Annotated in this window: 16 protein-coding genes and 2 tRNA genes; 13 read left to right on the top strand and 5 right to left on the bottom strand. The window is 74.4% G+C overall.

The window, feature by feature from the left end; genetic code table 11:
• The first annotated feature begins 78 nt into the window (after positions 1–78).
• From ACZ407_RS10380 to ACZ407_RS10370, 3 genes are read left to right on the top strand one after another with little or no spacing between them, the layout of a single operon-like run.
• Entirely contained in the window at positions 79–1,137 is a 1,059-nt protein-coding gene (locus ACZ407_RS10380) for a chorismate-binding protein (RefSeq protein WP_468127212.1), read from the top strand.
• Positions 1,134–1,955 (top strand): aminotransferase class IV, encoded by an 822-nt coding sequence (locus tag ACZ407_RS10375; protein WP_468127210.1) that lies wholly within the window; start codon positions 1,134–1,136, stop codon positions 1,953–1,955. The genes ACZ407_RS10380 and ACZ407_RS10375 overlap by 4 nt, the downstream gene beginning before the upstream one ends.
• Positions 1,956–1,997: 42 nt before the next feature.
• Positions 1,998–2,846, top strand: a complete 849-nt coding sequence (locus ACZ407_RS10370; RefSeq protein ID WP_468127209.1) for a GNAT family N-acetyltransferase — start codon at positions 1,998–2,000, stop codon at positions 2,844–2,846.
• 110 nt (positions 2,847–2,956) lie between these two features.
• Here ACZ407_RS10370 and ACZ407_RS10365 read toward each other — a convergent pair whose 3' ends face one another.
• Positions 2,957–3,484 (bottom strand): DsbA family protein, encoded by a 528-nt coding sequence (locus ACZ407_RS10365; RefSeq protein WP_468127207.1) that lies wholly within the window; start codon positions 3,482–3,484, stop codon positions 2,957–2,959.
• Between the two features lie 252 nt (positions 3,485–3,736).
• Here ACZ407_RS10365 and ACZ407_RS10360 point away from each other — a divergent pair, with 252 nt between their 5' ends.
• Together ACZ407_RS10360 and ACZ407_RS10355 are read left to right on the top strand one after the other, a co-directional pair.
• Positions 3,737–4,177: a hypothetical protein gene (locus tag ACZ407_RS10360; protein ID WP_468127206.1), complete on the top strand. Its 441-nt coding sequence runs from the start codon at positions 3,737–3,739 to the stop codon at positions 4,175–4,177.
• A 68-nt stretch (positions 4,178–4,245) separates the two neighbouring features.
• On the top strand, positions 4,246–4,458 hold the full coding sequence (locus tag ACZ407_RS10355) for a hypothetical protein (protein WP_468127606.1): 213 nt from the start codon (positions 4,246–4,248) through the stop codon (positions 4,456–4,458).
• 27 nt (positions 4,459–4,485) lie between these two features.
• Here the strand turns inward: ACZ407_RS10355 and ACZ407_RS10350 are convergent, their stop codons facing one another.
• Positions 4,486–5,043 (bottom strand): CGNR zinc finger domain-containing protein, encoded by a 558-nt coding sequence (locus tag ACZ407_RS10350; protein WP_468127204.1) that lies wholly within the window; start codon positions 5,041–5,043, stop codon positions 4,486–4,488.
• 193 nt (positions 5,044–5,236) lie between these two features.
• The gene (locus tag ACZ407_RS10345) at positions 5,237–5,650 is read right to left on the bottom strand and encodes an SsgA family sporulation/cell division regulator (protein ID WP_004002642.1); all 414 of its coding nucleotides are present in this window, start codon (positions 5,648–5,650) and stop codon (positions 5,237–5,239) included.
• 177 nt (positions 5,651–5,827) lie between these two features.
• On the opposite strand from ACZ407_RS10345, the gene ACZ407_RS10340 reads away from it, so the two are divergent.
• Together ACZ407_RS10340 and ACZ407_RS10335 are read left to right on the top strand one after the other, a co-directional pair.
• Complete coding sequence (locus tag ACZ407_RS10340; protein ID WP_468127203.1) at positions 5,828–6,250, top strand: TIGR02611 family protein; 423 nt, start codon at positions 5,828–5,830, stop codon at positions 6,248–6,250.
• Positions 6,251–6,314: 64 nt separating this feature from the next.
• A tRNA-Val gene (locus ACZ407_RS10335) sits at positions 6,315–6,386 on the top strand.
• Between the two features lie 105 nt (positions 6,387–6,491).
• Here ACZ407_RS10335 and ACZ407_RS10330 read toward each other — a convergent pair.
• Positions 6,492–8,828, bottom strand: coding sequence for an SCO7613 C-terminal domain-containing membrane protein (locus tag ACZ407_RS10330; RefSeq protein WP_468127201.1), 2,337 nt, complete (start codon positions 8,826–8,828; stop codon positions 6,492–6,494).
• A gap of 94 nt (positions 8,829–8,922) precedes the next feature.
• Between ACZ407_RS10330 and ACZ407_RS10325 the strand changes: the two genes are divergently transcribed.
• Positions 8,923–9,432, top strand: a complete 510-nt coding sequence (locus ACZ407_RS10325; protein WP_468127199.1) for an SRPBCC family protein — start codon at positions 8,923–8,925, stop codon at positions 9,430–9,432.
• A 38-nt stretch (positions 9,433–9,470) separates the two neighbouring features.
• Positions 9,471–9,545 (top strand) — tRNA-Val (locus tag ACZ407_RS10320).
• Positions 9,546–9,643: 98 nt separating this feature from the next.
• On the opposite strand, the gene ACZ407_RS10315 is transcribed toward ACZ407_RS10320, so the two are convergent.
• Entirely contained in the window at positions 9,644–10,369 is a 726-nt protein-coding gene (locus ACZ407_RS10315) for an exonuclease domain-containing protein (RefSeq protein ID WP_468127197.1), read from the bottom strand.
• A 216-nt stretch (positions 10,370–10,585) separates the two neighbouring features.
• On the opposite strand from ACZ407_RS10315, the gene ACZ407_RS10310 reads away from it, so the two are divergent.
• The 4 genes from ACZ407_RS10310 (at position 10,586) to ACZ407_RS10295 (ending at position 15,174) form a co-directional block, all read left to right on the top strand.
• The gene (locus tag ACZ407_RS10310) at positions 10,586–11,146 is read left to right on the top strand and encodes a DUF4365 domain-containing protein (RefSeq protein WP_468127195.1); all 561 of its coding nucleotides are present in this window, start codon (positions 10,586–10,588) and stop codon (positions 11,144–11,146) included.
• 22 nt (positions 11,147–11,168) lie between these two features.
• On the top strand, positions 11,169–12,383 hold the full coding sequence (locus ACZ407_RS10305) for a hypothetical protein (RefSeq protein WP_468127193.1): 1,215 nt from the start codon (positions 11,169–11,171) through the stop codon (positions 12,381–12,383).
• A 169-nt stretch (positions 12,384–12,552) separates the two neighbouring features.
• On the top strand, positions 12,553–14,529 hold the full coding sequence (thrS, locus tag ACZ407_RS10300) for a threonine--tRNA ligase (protein WP_468127191.1): 1,977 nt from the start codon (positions 12,553–12,555) through the stop codon (positions 14,527–14,529).
• 84 nt (positions 14,530–14,613) lie between these two features.
• Positions 14,614–15,174: an HIT family protein gene (locus ACZ407_RS10295; protein WP_468127189.1), complete on the top strand. Its 561-nt coding sequence runs from the start codon at positions 14,614–14,616 to the stop codon at positions 15,172–15,174.
• Positions 15,175–15,285 lie beyond the last annotated feature (111 nt).

The following is a 15,285-nucleotide window of genomic DNA, read 5'->3' as shown; positions in this document are numbered from 1 at the left end:
CTGCCGTACGTTCACGGCGGGGCGGCCCGCACGGCGTCTCACCGGCGCCGGACCGCCACCCGCCATAGACTCGCAGCCGTGCACGACCTGCCACCCATGGCCCGCTTCGGCGGCCTTCTCGCGACCGACCTGCGCGACGTGACCAGTGATCCGAGCGCCCTGGAGTCCACCGGCTTCTGGGCGGTCTCGGCCGACTTCGAGGGGCGCCTCGTCTGCGCCCGCTTCGGGGACATACGCCCCGACCCCGTGCCCGAGCCCGTCCCGGGCGCCTGGCTGGGCCCCACCGCGGGGGAGTGGACCTCCTCCCTGGACCGAGAGGCCTACGTGGCCGGGGTCCGGCGGATCCGCGAGTACATCGCGGCGGGCGAGGTCTACCAGGCCAACCTGTGCCGGGTGCTGTCCGCTCCGCTCCCCGACCCGGCCCGGGCCGACGTGGACGCCCTGACGTCCCTGCTCGCGCGCGGGAACCCCGCACCGTTTGCAGGAACGATCCGGCTGCCCGCCCACGGGGTGGAGATCGCCACCGCCTCCCCGGAGCTCTTCCTCCGCCGGACCGGTCACATCGTGGAGTCCGGACCCATCAAGGGCACCGGCCGCACCGCGGCCGACCTGCTGCCCAAGGACCACGCCGAGAACGTGATGATCGTGGACCTGGTCCGCAACGACCTCGGCCGCGTCTGCACCACCGGATCCGTGACCGTCCCCGAGCTGTGCGCCGTGGAGGAGCACCCCGGGCTCGTCCACCTCGTCTCCACCGTCCGCGGCGAGATCGCCCACGGAGCCGGCTGGCCCGGGCTGCTCGCCGCCGCCTTCCCGCCCGGCTCCGTCACCGGCGCACCCAAGTCCTCCGCCCTGCGGATCATCGAGGAGCTGGAGACCGCCCCCCGCGGCCCCTACTGCGGGGGCATCGGCTGGGTGGACGCAGACCGGCGCACCGGAGAGCTCGCCGTCGGCATCCGCACCTTCTGGATCGACCGCGAGGCCCCCGGCGGCCCCCGCCTGCGCTTCGGCACCGGGGCGGGCATCACCTGGGGCTCCGACCCCGAGCGCGAATGGGCGGAGACCGAGCTCAAGGCCTCCCGGCTGCTCGCGGTAGCGTCGGGTACGTACCAGGCGAGTGGAGGGACCGTACGGTGAGAATCTGGCTCGACGGAGAGCTGCGGGACGCGGACGGCGCCAAGGTGTCCGTGTTCGACCACGGGCTGACCGTGGGGGACGGCGTCTTCGAGACGCTCAAGGCGGTGGACGGGCGGGCCTTCGCCCTCACCCGCCACCTGGACCGGCTGACCCGCTCCGCACGCGGCCTGGGCCTGCCCGACCCCGACCTCGACGAGGTCCGCCGCGGCTGCGAGGCCGTCCTGCAGGCCAACCCCATGCCGCTCGGCCGGCTGCGCATCACGTACACGGGCGGCCTCTCCCCGCTCGGCTCCGACCGCGGGGAGACCGGCCCGACCCTCGTCGTGGCACTCGGCGAGACCACACGCCGCCCCGACTCCACGGCCGTGATCACCGTGCCCTGGGTCCGCAACGAGCGCAGCCCGCTCGCCGGGCTCAAGACCACCTCGTACGCCGAGAACGTCGTGGCGCTGGCCCGCGCCAACCGCGCCGGGGCCTCCGAGGCCCTCTTCGCCAACACCGTCGGCCGGCTCTGCGAGGGCACCGGCTCCAACGTCTTCGTGGTCCTCGACGGAGAGCTCCACACCCCGCCGGTGCCCTCCGGATGCCTCGCCGGCATCACCCGGGCCCTCGTCGTCGAGTGGACCGGCGCCAAGGAGACGGACCTGCCCTTCGAGGTGCTGCAGAGCGCCGAGGAGATCTTCCTGACCTCCACCCTGCGCGACGTCCAGGCCGTCCACCGGGTCGACGACCGGGTGCCGGCCGCCGCGCCCGGCCCGGTCACCGCCAAGGCCATGCGCGTGTTCGATGAGATGGCGGGCGCCGACCTCGACCCGTAATTGCCGGTGACGGACGGCCGCGGGGCAGGTACAACTCGACTGATGACCACCACCCTGCGGCCGACCGGGCCGCTCCAGCAGAGCAGCAGCGGGGCGCGGGTGCGCGCCTACGCGGTCTGCGTCAACAGCCGGCACGTCGGCGCCCTCGAACTCGGCTCTGACACCCCCTTCGGGCCCGTCCTGGGCGAGATCAGAGGGCTGCGGATCGACGAGCCCGACCGGGGGCGCGGCCGCGGCGCGGTCGCCGCCCTCGCCGCCGAGGAGGTGCTGCGCTCGTGGGGCTGCCGCCGGGTGCGGGCCTCGGTCCCCGCCGGTTCTGCGGCGGGCAACCGGCTGGCGGCCTCCCTCGGCTACCGCGAGGTCTCCCGGAACATGGTCAAGGACCTCGAAGGCGGCCCCCGCACACTGCCGGCCGGAGTCGCCGGGCGGCCGATGACGGAGGCGGAGTACGGGCCCTGGCTGGCCCGGGCCATCGACAACTACGCCCAGGAGTGGGCGGACCGCGGGCTGCCTGCCGAGGCGGCGAGGGCCAAGTCGCTCGCCGACCACGACACGATGCTCTCCGCCGGGCTCGCCACCCCCGGGGTCTGGATGCGGGTGCTGGAGCAGGAGGCCGACGGAACCGCCCTGGGCACGCTGTGGGTCTCCCGGCGCGAGGACGTGGTCCCCGGCCGCCCCGGAGCCTTCGTCTTCGACGTGGAAGTGGCGCAGGAGCAGCGGGGCAGGGGCCACGGCCGCTCGCTGATGCTGCTCGCCGAGGACGTGGCCCTGGCCGCCGGGGCGCAGGTCATCGGACTCAACGTCTTCGCGGGCAACACCCCGGCGCTGCGGCTGTACGAGTCCCTGGGCTACCGGCCCAGCTCGTTCAACTACGGCAAGGAGCTGATCTAGCCGCCGGGGCCGGACCGGGCCGGGCGGAGGCCGTCCCGCCGGGCGTTCCGGGGGCAGGCCTCCGGCCGCTTGCGCCCGGCGGGCGGAGCCGGCGTGCGGGCGCCGCGGACTCAGGCGCCGAGAAGGCGGTCGGCGATCTCCACGATGCGGGCGCGCAGCCCCTCCTGGCTCTTGCCGCCGTCGAGGCGCTCCCCGCCGATGACGTACGTCGGCGTGCCGGTCACGCCGATCGCCTTGCCCTCGGCCTGGTCCGCGTCGACGATCAGGATGTGCCGGCCGTCGATCAGCGCGCCGTCGAACTCCTCGGCGTCCAGGCCGAGTTCGCGGGCCACCTCGAGCAGCACGGCCTCGCCGCGCCCGCCCAGCTCCTCGGTCCGCGCGAGCAGGGCCTCGGCGTACGGCCAGCCCTGGCCCTGCTCGGCGGCCTCCTCGGCGGCCTGGGCGGCGGCGAAGGCGTGCTTGTTCTTCTCCAGGGGGAAGTGGCGCAGCCGGATGTCGAGCCGCTCGCCGTACTGGGACCGCAGGGCGCGCAGGTCCTCCAGGGCGCTTCGGCAGTCGGGACACTGGAGGTCGCACCAGACCTCCAGGACGACCGGGGCGTTGGCGGTTTCGGCGGTTGCGGGCTGGGAATCGCTCATGCCCCCCAGTCTTCCAGCCGCCGCAGCACGGCCCCAACCTGGCCCACCCGCCCCGTCCGGCACCCGTTCCGGCCCGCCGCCCCCGGGATCCGCCCCGCGCCCTGCTCCCTGAGGAGGAGGACCGCCCCGGAGATCCCCCGGAGATCCGGTAGGGGCCGCCCGCGGACATGGCCCGTCCGCGGCCGGGCGGTGCAGGATGGAGGGAGACCGCCTCCCCGGCGCCGTCCGGGGCCCGCCGAGCTGGAGGACCGCATGCTTGCCGAGACCATCTGTTCCGCGGTGTCCGCGGCCGGCCTGGGCCTTGCGGCGCTGACCGCCTACCGCAAGCGGTTCCTGGCGGCCACCCGGATCGCCGCGTACGCCCTGGTCCCGCTGGGCCTCGTCATGACCGGGGTCGTGGACTGGCTGTCCGGGATCGTCTTCAGGCCGAGCGTGTGGATCGGCTTCGGCGTCCTCGGCCTGGCCTGGCTGCTCTTCACGACGGCCCGGCTGGTGGAGCGCCGCGGGACCGGCGGCCGCAAGGAGCGCAAGGCGGGCTCCGCGGCCGGTCCCGGGGCCGTGGCCCCTGCGGCCTCCGCACCCCCGCTCGGCGGCCGCCCCGCTCCGGCCCCCGGCCCCGCGCGGCCCGAGGCCACCGCTCCCGCGGATGACTTCTCCGACATCGAAGCGATTCTCAAAAAGCACGGGATCTGACGAACTGGCCCGTCCGGCGGGCGTGTTGAGGGCGGGCCGGCGGCGGGCTGCGCCATCATCGCCCCGAGATGCCACCGAACACCCCGAGGGGCGAGGCCCCCGTCGTCGCGGCAGCGGCCGCGCCCCTGCCGGCTTCCGCCGGCGCCGCCGAACCGCCGCCGCCCGCCCCCGAGGCCCGCGGCTGCCTGTACGCGCTGTCCCAGCCCCCGCTGATGATCTTCCTGGCGGTCATCGCCGCCCTGCTGCTGATGGCCGCGATGCACGACCTGTTCCTGCTGTGACCGCCCGGCCGGCGGGCGGCGCCGGAACTATTCGCCCGCTTCCTTGCGCCGGGCCCGGTACGCGGCGACGTGCAGGCGGTTCCCGCAGGTGCGGCTGTCGCAGTAGCGCCGCGAGCGGTTGCGGGACAGGTCCACGAACGCACGCCGGCAGTCGGGGGCCTCGCAGCGCCGCAGCCGCTCCCGCTCCCCGGAGACGACGATGAAGGCGAGGGCCATCCCGCAGTCCGCGGCGATGTGGTCGCCGACGGAGGCGCCCGGGGCGAAGTAGTGCACGTGCCAGTCGTAGCCGTCGTGGTCCGTCAGCCGAGGGGTGGTCCCGGCCGCGGCCACCAGCTCGTTGATCACCCCGGCCGCGATCCGGGCGCTCTTGGCTCCGAACACCTGGGCGAACCGGGTCCGGACGGCGCGGACCCCCGCGAGATCCCGTGCGCCCAGTTCACCGACGTCGCTGATCTCGTGCTCGCGCACGAAATCGCGCAGGGCCCCGAGGTCGGACAGTCCGTCGGCCTGGTCCGCTTCGGGCGCGGTGTTCACCAGGTCGACGACGACGTCGAGGGCGCGACGGGTGTCGTGGGGAATCTGCACGTGATCCGCTCCCTGGGGCTGCTGGCAGGAGGTTCCCGCCGATGCTGGCCGACTTTAGCGGCTCCCCGGAAAGCGCACCGGCGCCGTCCCCGCAGGTGGCTCCCGCGGGAACAGCGCCGGTACTGCCGTATGTGGTTGTCCAGCTCACACCGTCGCCCCGAGTCGGACGGTGTGGAGCGGTGCTCGTGCTGGCTCAGCTTTCCGCCAGGATGTGGGAGAGCTCCTGGTCGAGGTCGAAGTGCCGGTGCTCGGTGCCTGGTGGGACCGCGGCGTCCGTCCGCTTCAGGAACGATTCCAGCGCCCGTGCGGGTGCTTCCAGCAGGGCTTCTCCCTCCGGTGAGCTCAGGGCGATGCACACGACGCCCTGGCCGTGGCTCCGGGACGGCCAGACACGGACGTCTCCGGTGCCGGTGGGCCGGTGGAGGCCCTCGGCGAGGAGGTCGCGGGCGAACACCCACTCGACCGTTTCCTCGGCTCCGGTGTGGAAGGTGGCGTGCACGGCGTAGGGGTCGGCCGTGTCATACCGCAGGCCCGCGGGTACAGGCAGTGAGGACTCGCTCGACACAACGAGGCGCAGGTGCAGCTCGCAGCTGACCGTGGTGTTCATAAGCGCCAGGGCCTTTCGCTCAGTGTGCGCTCGGGGATTCGCACGTCGGCGAAATCGACATGCCACCTACGGTGCCGTTGTAAACCCCTCTGACCGTTTTGTGGTTCTTCAGGTACCTCGTACGGCGGATCCCCGAGGACGTTCCCGTGTGCTGGGGGCTCCGGTAGGTTGGCACTCATGAATACGGGGAGTGACGAAGAGAAGAGTGTCGAGACGCCCGGATCGGAGCAGCCGCTGGGCTCCCGGGCGCCCGAGTTCGTCAAGGCGCGCCGGACCCTGCACCTCAGCTGGCAGGTCGGCGTCTTCATCGTGGGTCTGGCCGTGGTCGTGGCCGGCGTGATCATGCTGCCGCTGCCGGGGCCCGGCTGGCTCGTGATCTTCGCGGGCATGGCGATCTGGGCCACCGAGTTCGTCTGGGCCCAGCTCGTCCTGCGCTGGACCAAGCGCAAGGTCACCGAGGCCGCGCAGCGGGCGCTGGACCCCAAGGTCCGGCGGCGCAACCTGATCCTCATCGGCACCGGACTGGTGATCACCGGGGCGCTGCTGGGGGTCTACCTCTGGAAGTTCGGGTTCGCGATGCCGTGGAACATCAGCCAGTGATCCGACGGGGCGCCGGGGTGGTGCCGGGCACCCGCTGACATGCGGTAATGTTCTCTGTGTGCCCGGGCGATTAGCTCAGCGGGAGAGCACTTCGTTCACACCGAAGGGGTCACTGGTTCGATCCCAGTATCGCCCACCCGGCCCGAAGGCCCGGAGACCGATCGGTCTCCGGGCCTTCGGCATGCTCCGGGCCGCCGGGGCCGGATCTGCCCCCGCGGCATCGGCCTGCCGCCCCCCCGTCTCACCGCAGCCGGCCCAGGGCCTCGCGGGCGCGGCGTACGTCCCGGAGGCGCTTCTCGTACGTGGCGCCCAGGACCAGCAGGAGCAGGCCCGCCAGGGCCGGGGGGAGCCACCGCGGGAGGAGGCCCGCCACCTGGATCACGTACGGGGCCAGTTCGTGCAGGGCGACCAGCAGCAGGACGGCGCCGCCCAGGAGCAGGGGGGCCTGCAGGCGCAGGCGGGCGCCCGCCAGGGTCACGGCCAGGGCCGCCAGGCCCAGCAGGAGCGGCCGCAGCCAGTGGGCGTCGCCCCAGGCCGCCGCCAGGCTCGGCAGCAGGGTGGCCGCCAGGCCGGGGCCGTGCGCCGTCCAGGAGGAGGCCTGCGGATCGCGGCGCAGCCGCAGGGCCCCGATCACCAGGGCCGGCACGGTCACCGGCAGGGTGTACGCCTCCGGCAGGGCCACCTCCCAGGCGGCCAGGCGCACCCAGGCCGCCGCGACCAGCAGTCCGGCCGCCGGAAGGCCGGCCGCCCGGCGCTCCGGCCGCAGGGCCGCCCCCGCGCACACCACCCCGCACAGCGCCAGCACCAGTGCCAGCCAGGCCGGCTGCTGCGCCGCCAGGGCCACCGCGAGCACCCCCGCAGCACCCGCCGCCGCCTCCACCGGCACCCGGCAGGCCCGGGGCGGACGCGCCGCCACCGCGGCGGGCACCAGCAGCACGAGGAGCGCGCACCCGTGCCACGGCAGCTCCAGCGCCCGGCCCGAGGCCACCGCGAGCGCCGTCGCGCAGCCCACCGCCAGCACCGCGGGCACCGGCCGGGTGCGGCCTGCGTACCCGCCCACCAGGCCGAGGGCCCCGAGCACCGCGAAGGTCGCCACCCGGCCGTCCAGCGCCGCCAGCGCCACCGACAGCGCGCCCAGCACCCCGCACACCTCGAACGCCGCGGCCGTCTCCCGGCCCGGCAGCAGCCGGGCCGCCGCGAACAGCCCGGCCACCGCCGCCACCTGCACCGCCAGCGCCCCCGCCGGCGGCAGGCCGAGCGCCGCAGGCAGCACCGCCAGTCCGAGCCAGCCCGCCACCCCCGCGGCCGCCCACAGCCGCGGCCACTGCGCCGCCCGGCCCAGCCACCCGGCACCGGCCGCCACCGCGAGCAGCACCAGCGGGACCACCCCGCCCGGCCACGCGAGCGTCCGCTCCGGGGCCGAACCGGCGTCCCACACCTCGTCCAACGTCCCCAGCGGCGCGGCCAGCGCCTGACCCGCCACCGGCAGCACCAGCAGCACCGCCAGCGACGCCGTGACCCCCGCCGCCCCCAGCAGACCGCCCGCCACCGGCTTCCGCTCCGCACCCAGCCGCACCGCCCCCAGCAGCGGAGCCGCGCACAGCAGGTACACGGCCGCCAGCCACGTGGTGTCCGAAGGCCGCACCACGCCCCCGGCCCCCGCCACCAGCGCCAGGCCGGAGACCAGCCCGAGCGCGCCCGCCAGGGCCGGGCCGGAGCCCGCCCGCGGCATCCGCCACCCGGCGGCCAGGGCACCCGCACCCGCCGCGAGCAGCAGCGCCTCCGCCACCAGCGCCGTACCGGTACGCGGCGCCGCCGACCAGGACTCCACGAGCGCGATCAGCAGCGCACCCGCGCCGGCCATCGCACCCGGCGCCGCCGCGAACCACCGCAGCAGCGGACCCGTCCGCAGGGCCACCGCCCCGTCCAGCGCGGCCGTCCCCAGCAGCGCCCAGGCGACTCCGGCCGGGGGCGCACCGGCGGCCAGGGCCGCGAGGGGCAGCGGCAGCTGCGCTGCGAGCAGCGCGGCAGGAGCCGGCAGCCGCAGCCCGGGCAGCAGCCGTCCGTAGCCCGACCAGGCCGCCGCGAGTACGGCCGAGGCCCCCGCCGCGTACCCGGTGGGGTCCAGACCGGACAGGCCCACCGCGTACAGGGCGTACGCGTCCAGCACCGTGAGGGCCAGCCCCAGGCCGGCCACCGCCCCGGCCGTCGCGGCCAGCCCGCGGCGCAGCAGCGCGGCCGGAGCGGCCAGCGCCGCCGCCGTCACCAGGCCCAGCACCGCCGAGCGGCCGCCGATGCCGAGCGAACCCCAGCTGACGACCGTGAAGGCCAGTGCGGCGATCGCCAGCAGGGCGGCCCCGAGCGCCAGCAGCACGTGCTGGGCCGCCGGACCCTGCCCCTCCCGGTCCGCGGCGGCCGGGGGAGACCACGGGGTGAAGGGCGGGGCGGCGGCCGGGGGCGTCAGGACGCCCAGCAGCCAGGCCCGGCGGGCCAGCAACCGGGCGCGGTGGGCGTCGAGTCGGGCGAGCTCGCGGTCGAGCAGCACCAGCTCCTCGGCGGGCGGGGGTACGTTCTCCATGCCCGGAGTGTGGCGCCGGTCACGCCGCGGGGACATGGGTGCGCGTACTCAGATTCGCCCCCGCCCGTCCCTGAGTACGGTCCACACTGGCGGTGTGGACTGGAGCCGGTACCGCTTCCGCAGTGTCTGGGACCTCGACGCCCCGCCCGGCCGCGTGTTCGCGGTGCTCGCGGCCCCCGAGCGGTATCCCGCGTGGTGGCCCCAGGTCCGGCGGGTGGTCCCGCGGGGCGAGGACGCCGGCGCCGCGGTCTTCCGCTCCTTCCTGCCGTACGAGCTCCACGTCACGGCCGTCGCCCGCCGGACCGACCCGGCCGCCGGGGTGCTGGAGGCCGCCCTCCACGGAGATCTCGAAGGCCGGGTGCGGTGGACCCTGCTGCCCCGCGCCGGCGGCGGCACCCGGGCCGTCTACGAACAGGAAGTCACCGTCCGCAAGCCGCTGATGAGGCTCCTCGCGGTGCCCGGCCGGCCGCTGTTCCGGCTCAACCACGCCCTCATGATGCGCTCGGGGCGGCGCGGGCTGCGGGCCCTCCTCGCCGCCTCGGGGGGACCGGCCGGAGGCACGGCGGAACGCGCACCGGAAGACGGCCCGGAGGGCGCGGTTTGATCGAACCCCGCGACCCCTGTATGGTTCAGTGCGTTCCCGGGCGATTAGCTCAGCGGGAGAGCACTTCGTTCACACCGAAGGGGTCACTGGTTCGATCCCAGTATCGCCCACCACCGGGAGAAGCCGGTCCGTCAGCAGACGGACCGGCTTTTTCGCGTCCGCAGCCGCGCACCCCCCCGGGCCGCCGGCTGCACCGCCCGGGCCGCCCCGGTCAGGCCGCCGTGGTCAGCTCCGGCCGCACCGGCCAGTGCGGATCCACCGCCTCCTCCGAGCCGTTGCGCGCGAACCACGCCTGGAGCCCCCGCGCCTGTGCCGCGTGCCACACCGCCTGGAGCGTGTGCAGCTCCGCCGGCGACAGCCTCTCCAGCCGGCCCGCGAACCGCCGGCCCACCGCCCGCACCACCTCCATCGAGGCCACCGCGTCCGCCGCCGCGTCGTGCGCCCCGTCCAGGGTGATCCCGTAGTGGGCGCACAGGTCGGTCAGCGTCCGCCGGCCCTTGCGGTAGCGGTCCAGATGCTTGTCCAGCACCCGCGGATCCAGCACGGTCAGCGGCCGGTTGTCGAGGTACCGCGCCAGCGTGGACGCCCGGTGCCGACGCAACTCCCGGTCCAGCAGCGTCAGATCGAACGGCGCGTTCATCACCACCACCGGACGGCCCGCCGCCGCCTGCTCCCCGAGCGTGCGGGCTATCTCCTCCATCACCGGCGCCGGCCACCGGCCGTGCCGCTGGAGGTGCTCGTCGGTCAGGCCGTGCACTTCCGTGGCCCCGGCCGGAACCGGAATGCCGGGATTCACCAGCCAGCGCGTCGAGCGGACCCGGCCGCCCGCACACTCCTGCACCACGATCGCAGCCGACACGATGCGGTCCTGCTCGACGTCAACTCCGGTGGTCTCGGTGTCAAAAGCGGCCAGCGGGCCCTCGTACCAGCGTGTCATGTCCGAACTCCTCGTCCCCGAAAGGCAGCAGGCGCATCGGCCCCGGAACCACCCGGATCGCGCCGGCCCCGCCCGAGTCGGTGATACCCGGGCCGTTCACCCCGTACGCCGTTTGCGGCCCGTCCGCTGCGGAGACAACACCCTTGGGGGACCGTACAACTGAACGGTCGTCATGGGAGCGTCCGGGGAGACCGGACCGGAAGACGACGGGGAGCCATGGCGCTCGCACAGCCCGAAGAGGGCGTGCCCGAGCGGACCGAACCGCTGCGCGGCACACTCGCCACCACCGCCTGCATGGAGACGCTCCAGGTGGGCTACCTCCACGCGGTCGCGGCCGCCGCCGGCTGCTCCCTGTCCCAGCCCTTCCCCGACAACGGCATCGACTGGCACGTCAGCCACGGCTCACCCGCACACACGGTGGACGACGAGGTCACCATCAAGATCCAGCTCAAGGCGACCGCCCAGGTGGCCCCCGGCCCGCCCGGCCCCACCTTCGCCTTCACCCTCGACAACGACCACCTCGTCAAACTCGCCCGCACCCCCGTCGCCGTCCACAAGATCCTCGTGGTGATGCTCGTGCCGCGCGACCGCGGGGACTGGCTGCGCGCCGGGCACGACCGGCTCGACCTGCGCCACTGCTGCTACTGGACCAACCTGGCCGGGCACCCGGTGACCGGCCGCCGCCGGACCACCGTGCGGATCCCGACCAGCCGGATCTTCGACGACCGGGCGCTGTGCCGGATCATGGCCCGGGTCGGATCGGGAGGCAGGCCCTGATGCCCGCCGGAAGGGAGCCCTCATGAACCGGCCGCACCCGGAGCCCCTGCCGCCGCACTTCGCGGAACCGGGCGGACCCCTCCCCGCAGCCGTCGATCCCGGGGTGCTCGGCGCCCTGCTGGACCGGCACGGCTGGCAGCGCTGCGGGGGCGCCGCCGGACGGTACGCCCGCTGGGCCCCGCCCGGATCCCCGCTCCGCGGCGGCACCAGCCTGCTCGTCCCCGAGAGCGACGCCTTCCCCGACAGCGGGGACCTGATCGAAGAGGCCCTCACCGCCCTCTCCCGCAGCGGGCTGCCCTCCGCCCGCGAGGTGCTCTACGGGCTCACCGTGCCCAGCGACGAGGTCCGCTGGTGGCGGGACCTGCCCGACGGGCTGCCCCACGACTCCTCCTGGCCCGTGCAGGAACAGCTGCGCTCCGCCGCCCGCCGGCTGCTGCTCGCCGGCGCCCTCGCCGACGTGGCCCGGGCCGGCTACCACGGCGCCCGGCACCGCGGCCAGGCCGAGCGGAAGGTCGACGGGATCCTCGTCGGCCCCGCCCCGGGCGGCCGCCGGCTCACGGCCTTCGTCCCCGTGGACGGCGGCCGCGGGGCCGTCACCTGGCTGCACCGGGCCCTCCACGCCGCCCGCGAGGCCGTCGACTACCAGCGGGCCACCGGTGGCATGGAGGCCTTCGACACGGCCGTCGAGGCCGGCGTCAGCCGGGAACTCGCCGACGCCCTGATCGCCCTGGTCCGCGGCACCGAGGGCGCCCGCATCGCACTGGCCTGGGCCCCCGCGGCCGGCACCCCCGCCGGCTGCGCCGCCCGCCCCGAGGCCGTCGAGTTCTCGCCCGGGGATCTGCCCGCCCTGCGCGCCGCCGCCGCCCGCTACACCGGCGCCGAGCCCGCCGTGCCCGTCAGCCTGGCCGGCGCCGTCGTCCGCATGCGCCGCTCCGCGCCCCGCGGGGGCGGCACCGTCCGGCTGCGGGTGCTGGCCGGGGCGCCGGTGCCGTACGTGCGGGCGGTGCTCGACGAGGCGGCGTACGCCGTCGCCGGCCACGCCCACCTGGCCGGACTGCCGGTCCGGCTCAGCGGGCGGCTCCAGCGGCGCGGCGGGTTCCGCCGCCTGACCGACGTGGCCGGGGTGGCCGCCGTACCCCTCGACGAGGTGGAGCGGGACCGGCTGGTGAAGTCCCTCGGGGAGGACATCGACTACTTCACGGAGGCGGCGGACGGCGCGGAGGAGCGGGACGGGTGACACGGGGAGGAGCCGTGGGCGTGCGGCCCGGCCGACCCGGCGGAACCCTTCGCTCCGGGCCCGGTGCCCTCCGGCTCCCGTAACCGTTTCGCGGGCGACCGCATCGGCTCGGTACGATTCAGGCGCGCGCAGTGACCACTGCCGCACCCCCATGAGTCAGGAGAGACCGGTGTCGGACGTCCGTGTGATCATCCAACGCGATTCCGAGCGGGAAGAGCGCGTGGTGACCACGGGCACCACTGCGGCGGACCTCTTCTCCGGCGAGCGCACCGTCGTCGCGGCCCGCGTGGCCGGCGAGCTGAAGGACCTCGCGTACGAGGTGCAGGACGGCGAGACCGTCGAGCCGGTGGAGATCTCCTCCGAGGACGGCCTGAACATCCTGCGCCACTCGACCGCGCACGTCATGGCCCAGGCCGTGCAGGAGCTCTTCCCCGAGGCCAAGCTGGGCATCGGCCCGCCGGTCCGCGACGGCTTCTACTACGACTTCGACGTGGCGAAGCCCTTCACCCCCGATGACCTCAAGGCCATCGAGAAGAAGATGCAGGAGATCCAGAAGCGCGGCCAGCGCTTCGCCCGCCGCGTGGTCACCGACGAGGCCGCCCGCGAGGAGCTCGCGGACGAGCCGTACAAGCTGGAGCTCATCGGCATCAAGGGCTCCGCGTCCACCGACGACGGCGCGAACGTCGAGGTGGGCGGCGGCGAGCTGACCATCTACGACAACCTGGACGCCAAGACCGGCGAGCTGTGCTGGAAGGACCTCTGCCGCGGTCCCCACCTGCCCACCACCCGGAACATCCCGGCGTTCAAGCTGATGCGCAACGCCGCCGCCTACTGGCGCGGCAGCGAGAAGAACCCGATGCTCCAGCGCATCTACGGCACCGCCTGGCCCTCGAAGGAGGAGCTGAAGGCCCACCTCGACTTCCTCGCCGAGGCCGAGAAGCGCGACCACCGCAAGCTCGGCAACGAGCTGGACCTCTTCTCCATCCCGGACGAGATCGGCTCCGGCCTCGCCGTCTTCCACCCCAAGGGCGGCATCATCCGCCGGGTCATGGAGGACTACTCGCGCCGCCGGCACGAGGAGGAGGGCTACGAGTTCGTCTACTCCCCGCACGCCACCAAGGGCGCCCTCTTCGAGAAGAGCGGCCACCTGGACTGGTACGCGGAGGGCATGTACCCCCCCATGCAGCTCGACGGTGGTACCGACTACTACCTCAAGCCCATGAACTGCCCGATGCACAACCTGATCTTCGACGCGCGCGGGCGCTCCTACCGCGAGCTGCCGCTGCGCCTGTTCGAGTTCGGCACCGTGTACCGGTACGAGAAGTCCGGCGTGGTGCACGGCCTGACCCGGGCCCGGGGCTTCACGCAGGACGACGCGCACATCTACTGCACCCGCGAGCAGATGGCCGACGAGCTCGACCGCACCCTCACCTTCGTGCTGAACCTGCTGCGCGACTACGGTCTGACCGACTTCTACCTGGAGCTGTCCACCAAGGACGAGGAGAAGTTCGTCGGCTCGGACGAGGTCTGGGAGGAGGCCACCGCGGTCCTCCAGCAGGTCGCCGAGAAGCAGGGCCTCCCGCTGACCCCCGACCCGGGCGGCGCCGCCTTCTACGGCCCGAAGATCTCGGTGCAGGCGCGGGACGCGATCGGCCGCACCTGGCAGATGTCCACCGTCCAGCTCGACTTCAACCTGCCGGAGCGCTTCGACCTGGAGTACACCGCGGCGGACGGCTCGCGCCAGCGCCCGGTCATGATCCACCGCGCGCTGTTCGGCTCGATCGAGCGGTTCTTCGCAGTGCTGCTGGAGCACTACGCGGGCGCCATGCCGCCGTGGCTGGCCCCGGTGCAGGCGGTCGGCATCCCGATCGGCGACGCGCACGTCGAGTACCTGCAGGACTTCGCCGCCGAGGCGAAGAAGAAGGGCCTGCGGGTCGAGGTGGACGCCTCCTCCGACCGGATGCAGAAGAAGATCCGCAACCACCAGAAGCTCAAGACCCCGTTCATGATCATCGTCGGTGACGAGGACATGGCCGCGGGCACCGTCTCCTTCCGTTACCGCGACGGTTCGCAGGAGAATGGCATCCCGAAGGCCGACGCCCTGGCCAAGCTGGTCCAGGTCGTCGAGGACCGCGTACAGGTCTGAGCCGCGCCGCACGCCGAAGCGTGGACGGAAGGCCCCCGGAAAGCACTTTCCGGGGGCCTTCCTCGCACCATCCGGCGAGGTCATATGCTGCATGGCATGACGACTGAGCCGGAGCAGCAGATCGGTGTCGGGGTGCAGGACGCGTTCCAGCGGCTGTGGACGCCCCACCGGATGGCCTACATCCAGGGCGAGAACAAGCCGACCGGCCCGGAGGCGGGGGACGGCTGCCCGTTCTGCGGGATCCCGGAGATGTCCGATCAGGACGGCCTGGTGGTGGCCCGGGGCCGGCACGTGTACGCGGTGCTCAACCTGTACCCGTACAACGGCGGGCACCTGATGGTGGTCCCGTACCGGCACGTGGCGGACTACACGGACCTCGACGGCCCCGAGACGGCGGAGCTGGCTGACCTCACCAAGCGGGCGATGGTCGCGCTCCGCAAGGCCTCGGGGGCGCACGGCTTCAACATCGGCATGAACCAGGGGGCCGCGGCGGGCGCGGGGATCGCCGCCCACCTGCACCAGCACATCGTGCCGCGCTGGGGCGGGGACACGAACTTCATGCCGGTGGTGGGGCACACCAAGGTGCTGCCGCAGCTGCTGGCCGACACCCGGCAGATGCTCGCGGACGCCTGGCCCACGGGCTGAGCGTCCCGCACTCCCCGAACCGGCGGCGCGAGTCCGCCGGGCCGCGTGCCCGGCGGACTCGCGCCGTTTCCGTTCCCGCAGTCCGTTCCCGCCGTCCGCCGTCCGCCGTCC

The organism is Streptomyces sp. NPDC030809 (genome assembly GCF_055572195.1).
Note: the sequence above shows the minus strand (reverse complement) of the source record. Positions and strands in the feature narration are given on the sequence as shown.

Excerpts from the sequence above, each read along its gene's own strand:
- ACZ407_RS10370 (WP_468127209.1), top strand. The coding sequence starts at position 1,998 with ATGACCACCACCCTGCGGCCGACCGGGCCGCTCCAGCAGAGCAGCAGC.
- ACZ407_RS10365 (WP_468127207.1), bottom strand. The coding sequence starts at position 3,484 with ATGAGCGATTCCCAGCCCGCAACCGCCGAAACCGCCAACGCCCCGGTC.
- ACZ407_RS10360 (WP_468127206.1), top strand. The coding sequence starts at position 3,737 with ATGCTTGCCGAGACCATCTGTTCCGCGGTGTCCGCGGCCGGCCTGGGC.
- ACZ407_RS10355 (WP_468127606.1), top strand. The coding sequence starts at position 4,246 with ATGCCACCGAACACCCCGAGGGGCGAGGCCCCCGTCGTCGCGGCAGCG.
- ACZ407_RS10345 (WP_004002642.1), bottom strand. The coding sequence starts at position 5,650 with ATGAACACCACGGTCAGCTGCGAGCTGCACCTGCGCCTCGTTGTGTCG.
- ACZ407_RS10340 (WP_468127203.1), top strand. The coding sequence starts at position 5,828 with ATGAATACGGGGAGTGACGAAGAGAAGAGTGTCGAGACGCCCGGATCG.
- ACZ407_RS10330 (WP_468127201.1), bottom strand. The coding sequence starts at position 8,828 with ATGGAGAACGTACCCCCGCCCGCCGAGGAGCTGGTGCTGCTCGACCGC.
- ACZ407_RS10315 (WP_468127197.1), bottom strand. The coding sequence starts at position 10,369 with ATGACACGCTGGTACGAGGGCCCGCTGGCCGCTTTTGACACCGAGACC.
- ACZ407_RS10310 (WP_468127195.1), top strand. The coding sequence starts at position 10,586 with ATGGCGCTCGCACAGCCCGAAGAGGGCGTGCCCGAGCGGACCGAACCG.
- ACZ407_RS10305 (WP_468127193.1), top strand. The coding sequence starts at position 11,169 with ATGAACCGGCCGCACCCGGAGCCCCTGCCGCCGCACTTCGCGGAACCG.
- ACZ407_RS10295 (WP_468127189.1), top strand. The coding sequence starts at position 14,614 with ATGCTGCATGGCATGACGACTGAGCCGGAGCAGCAGATCGGTGTCGGG.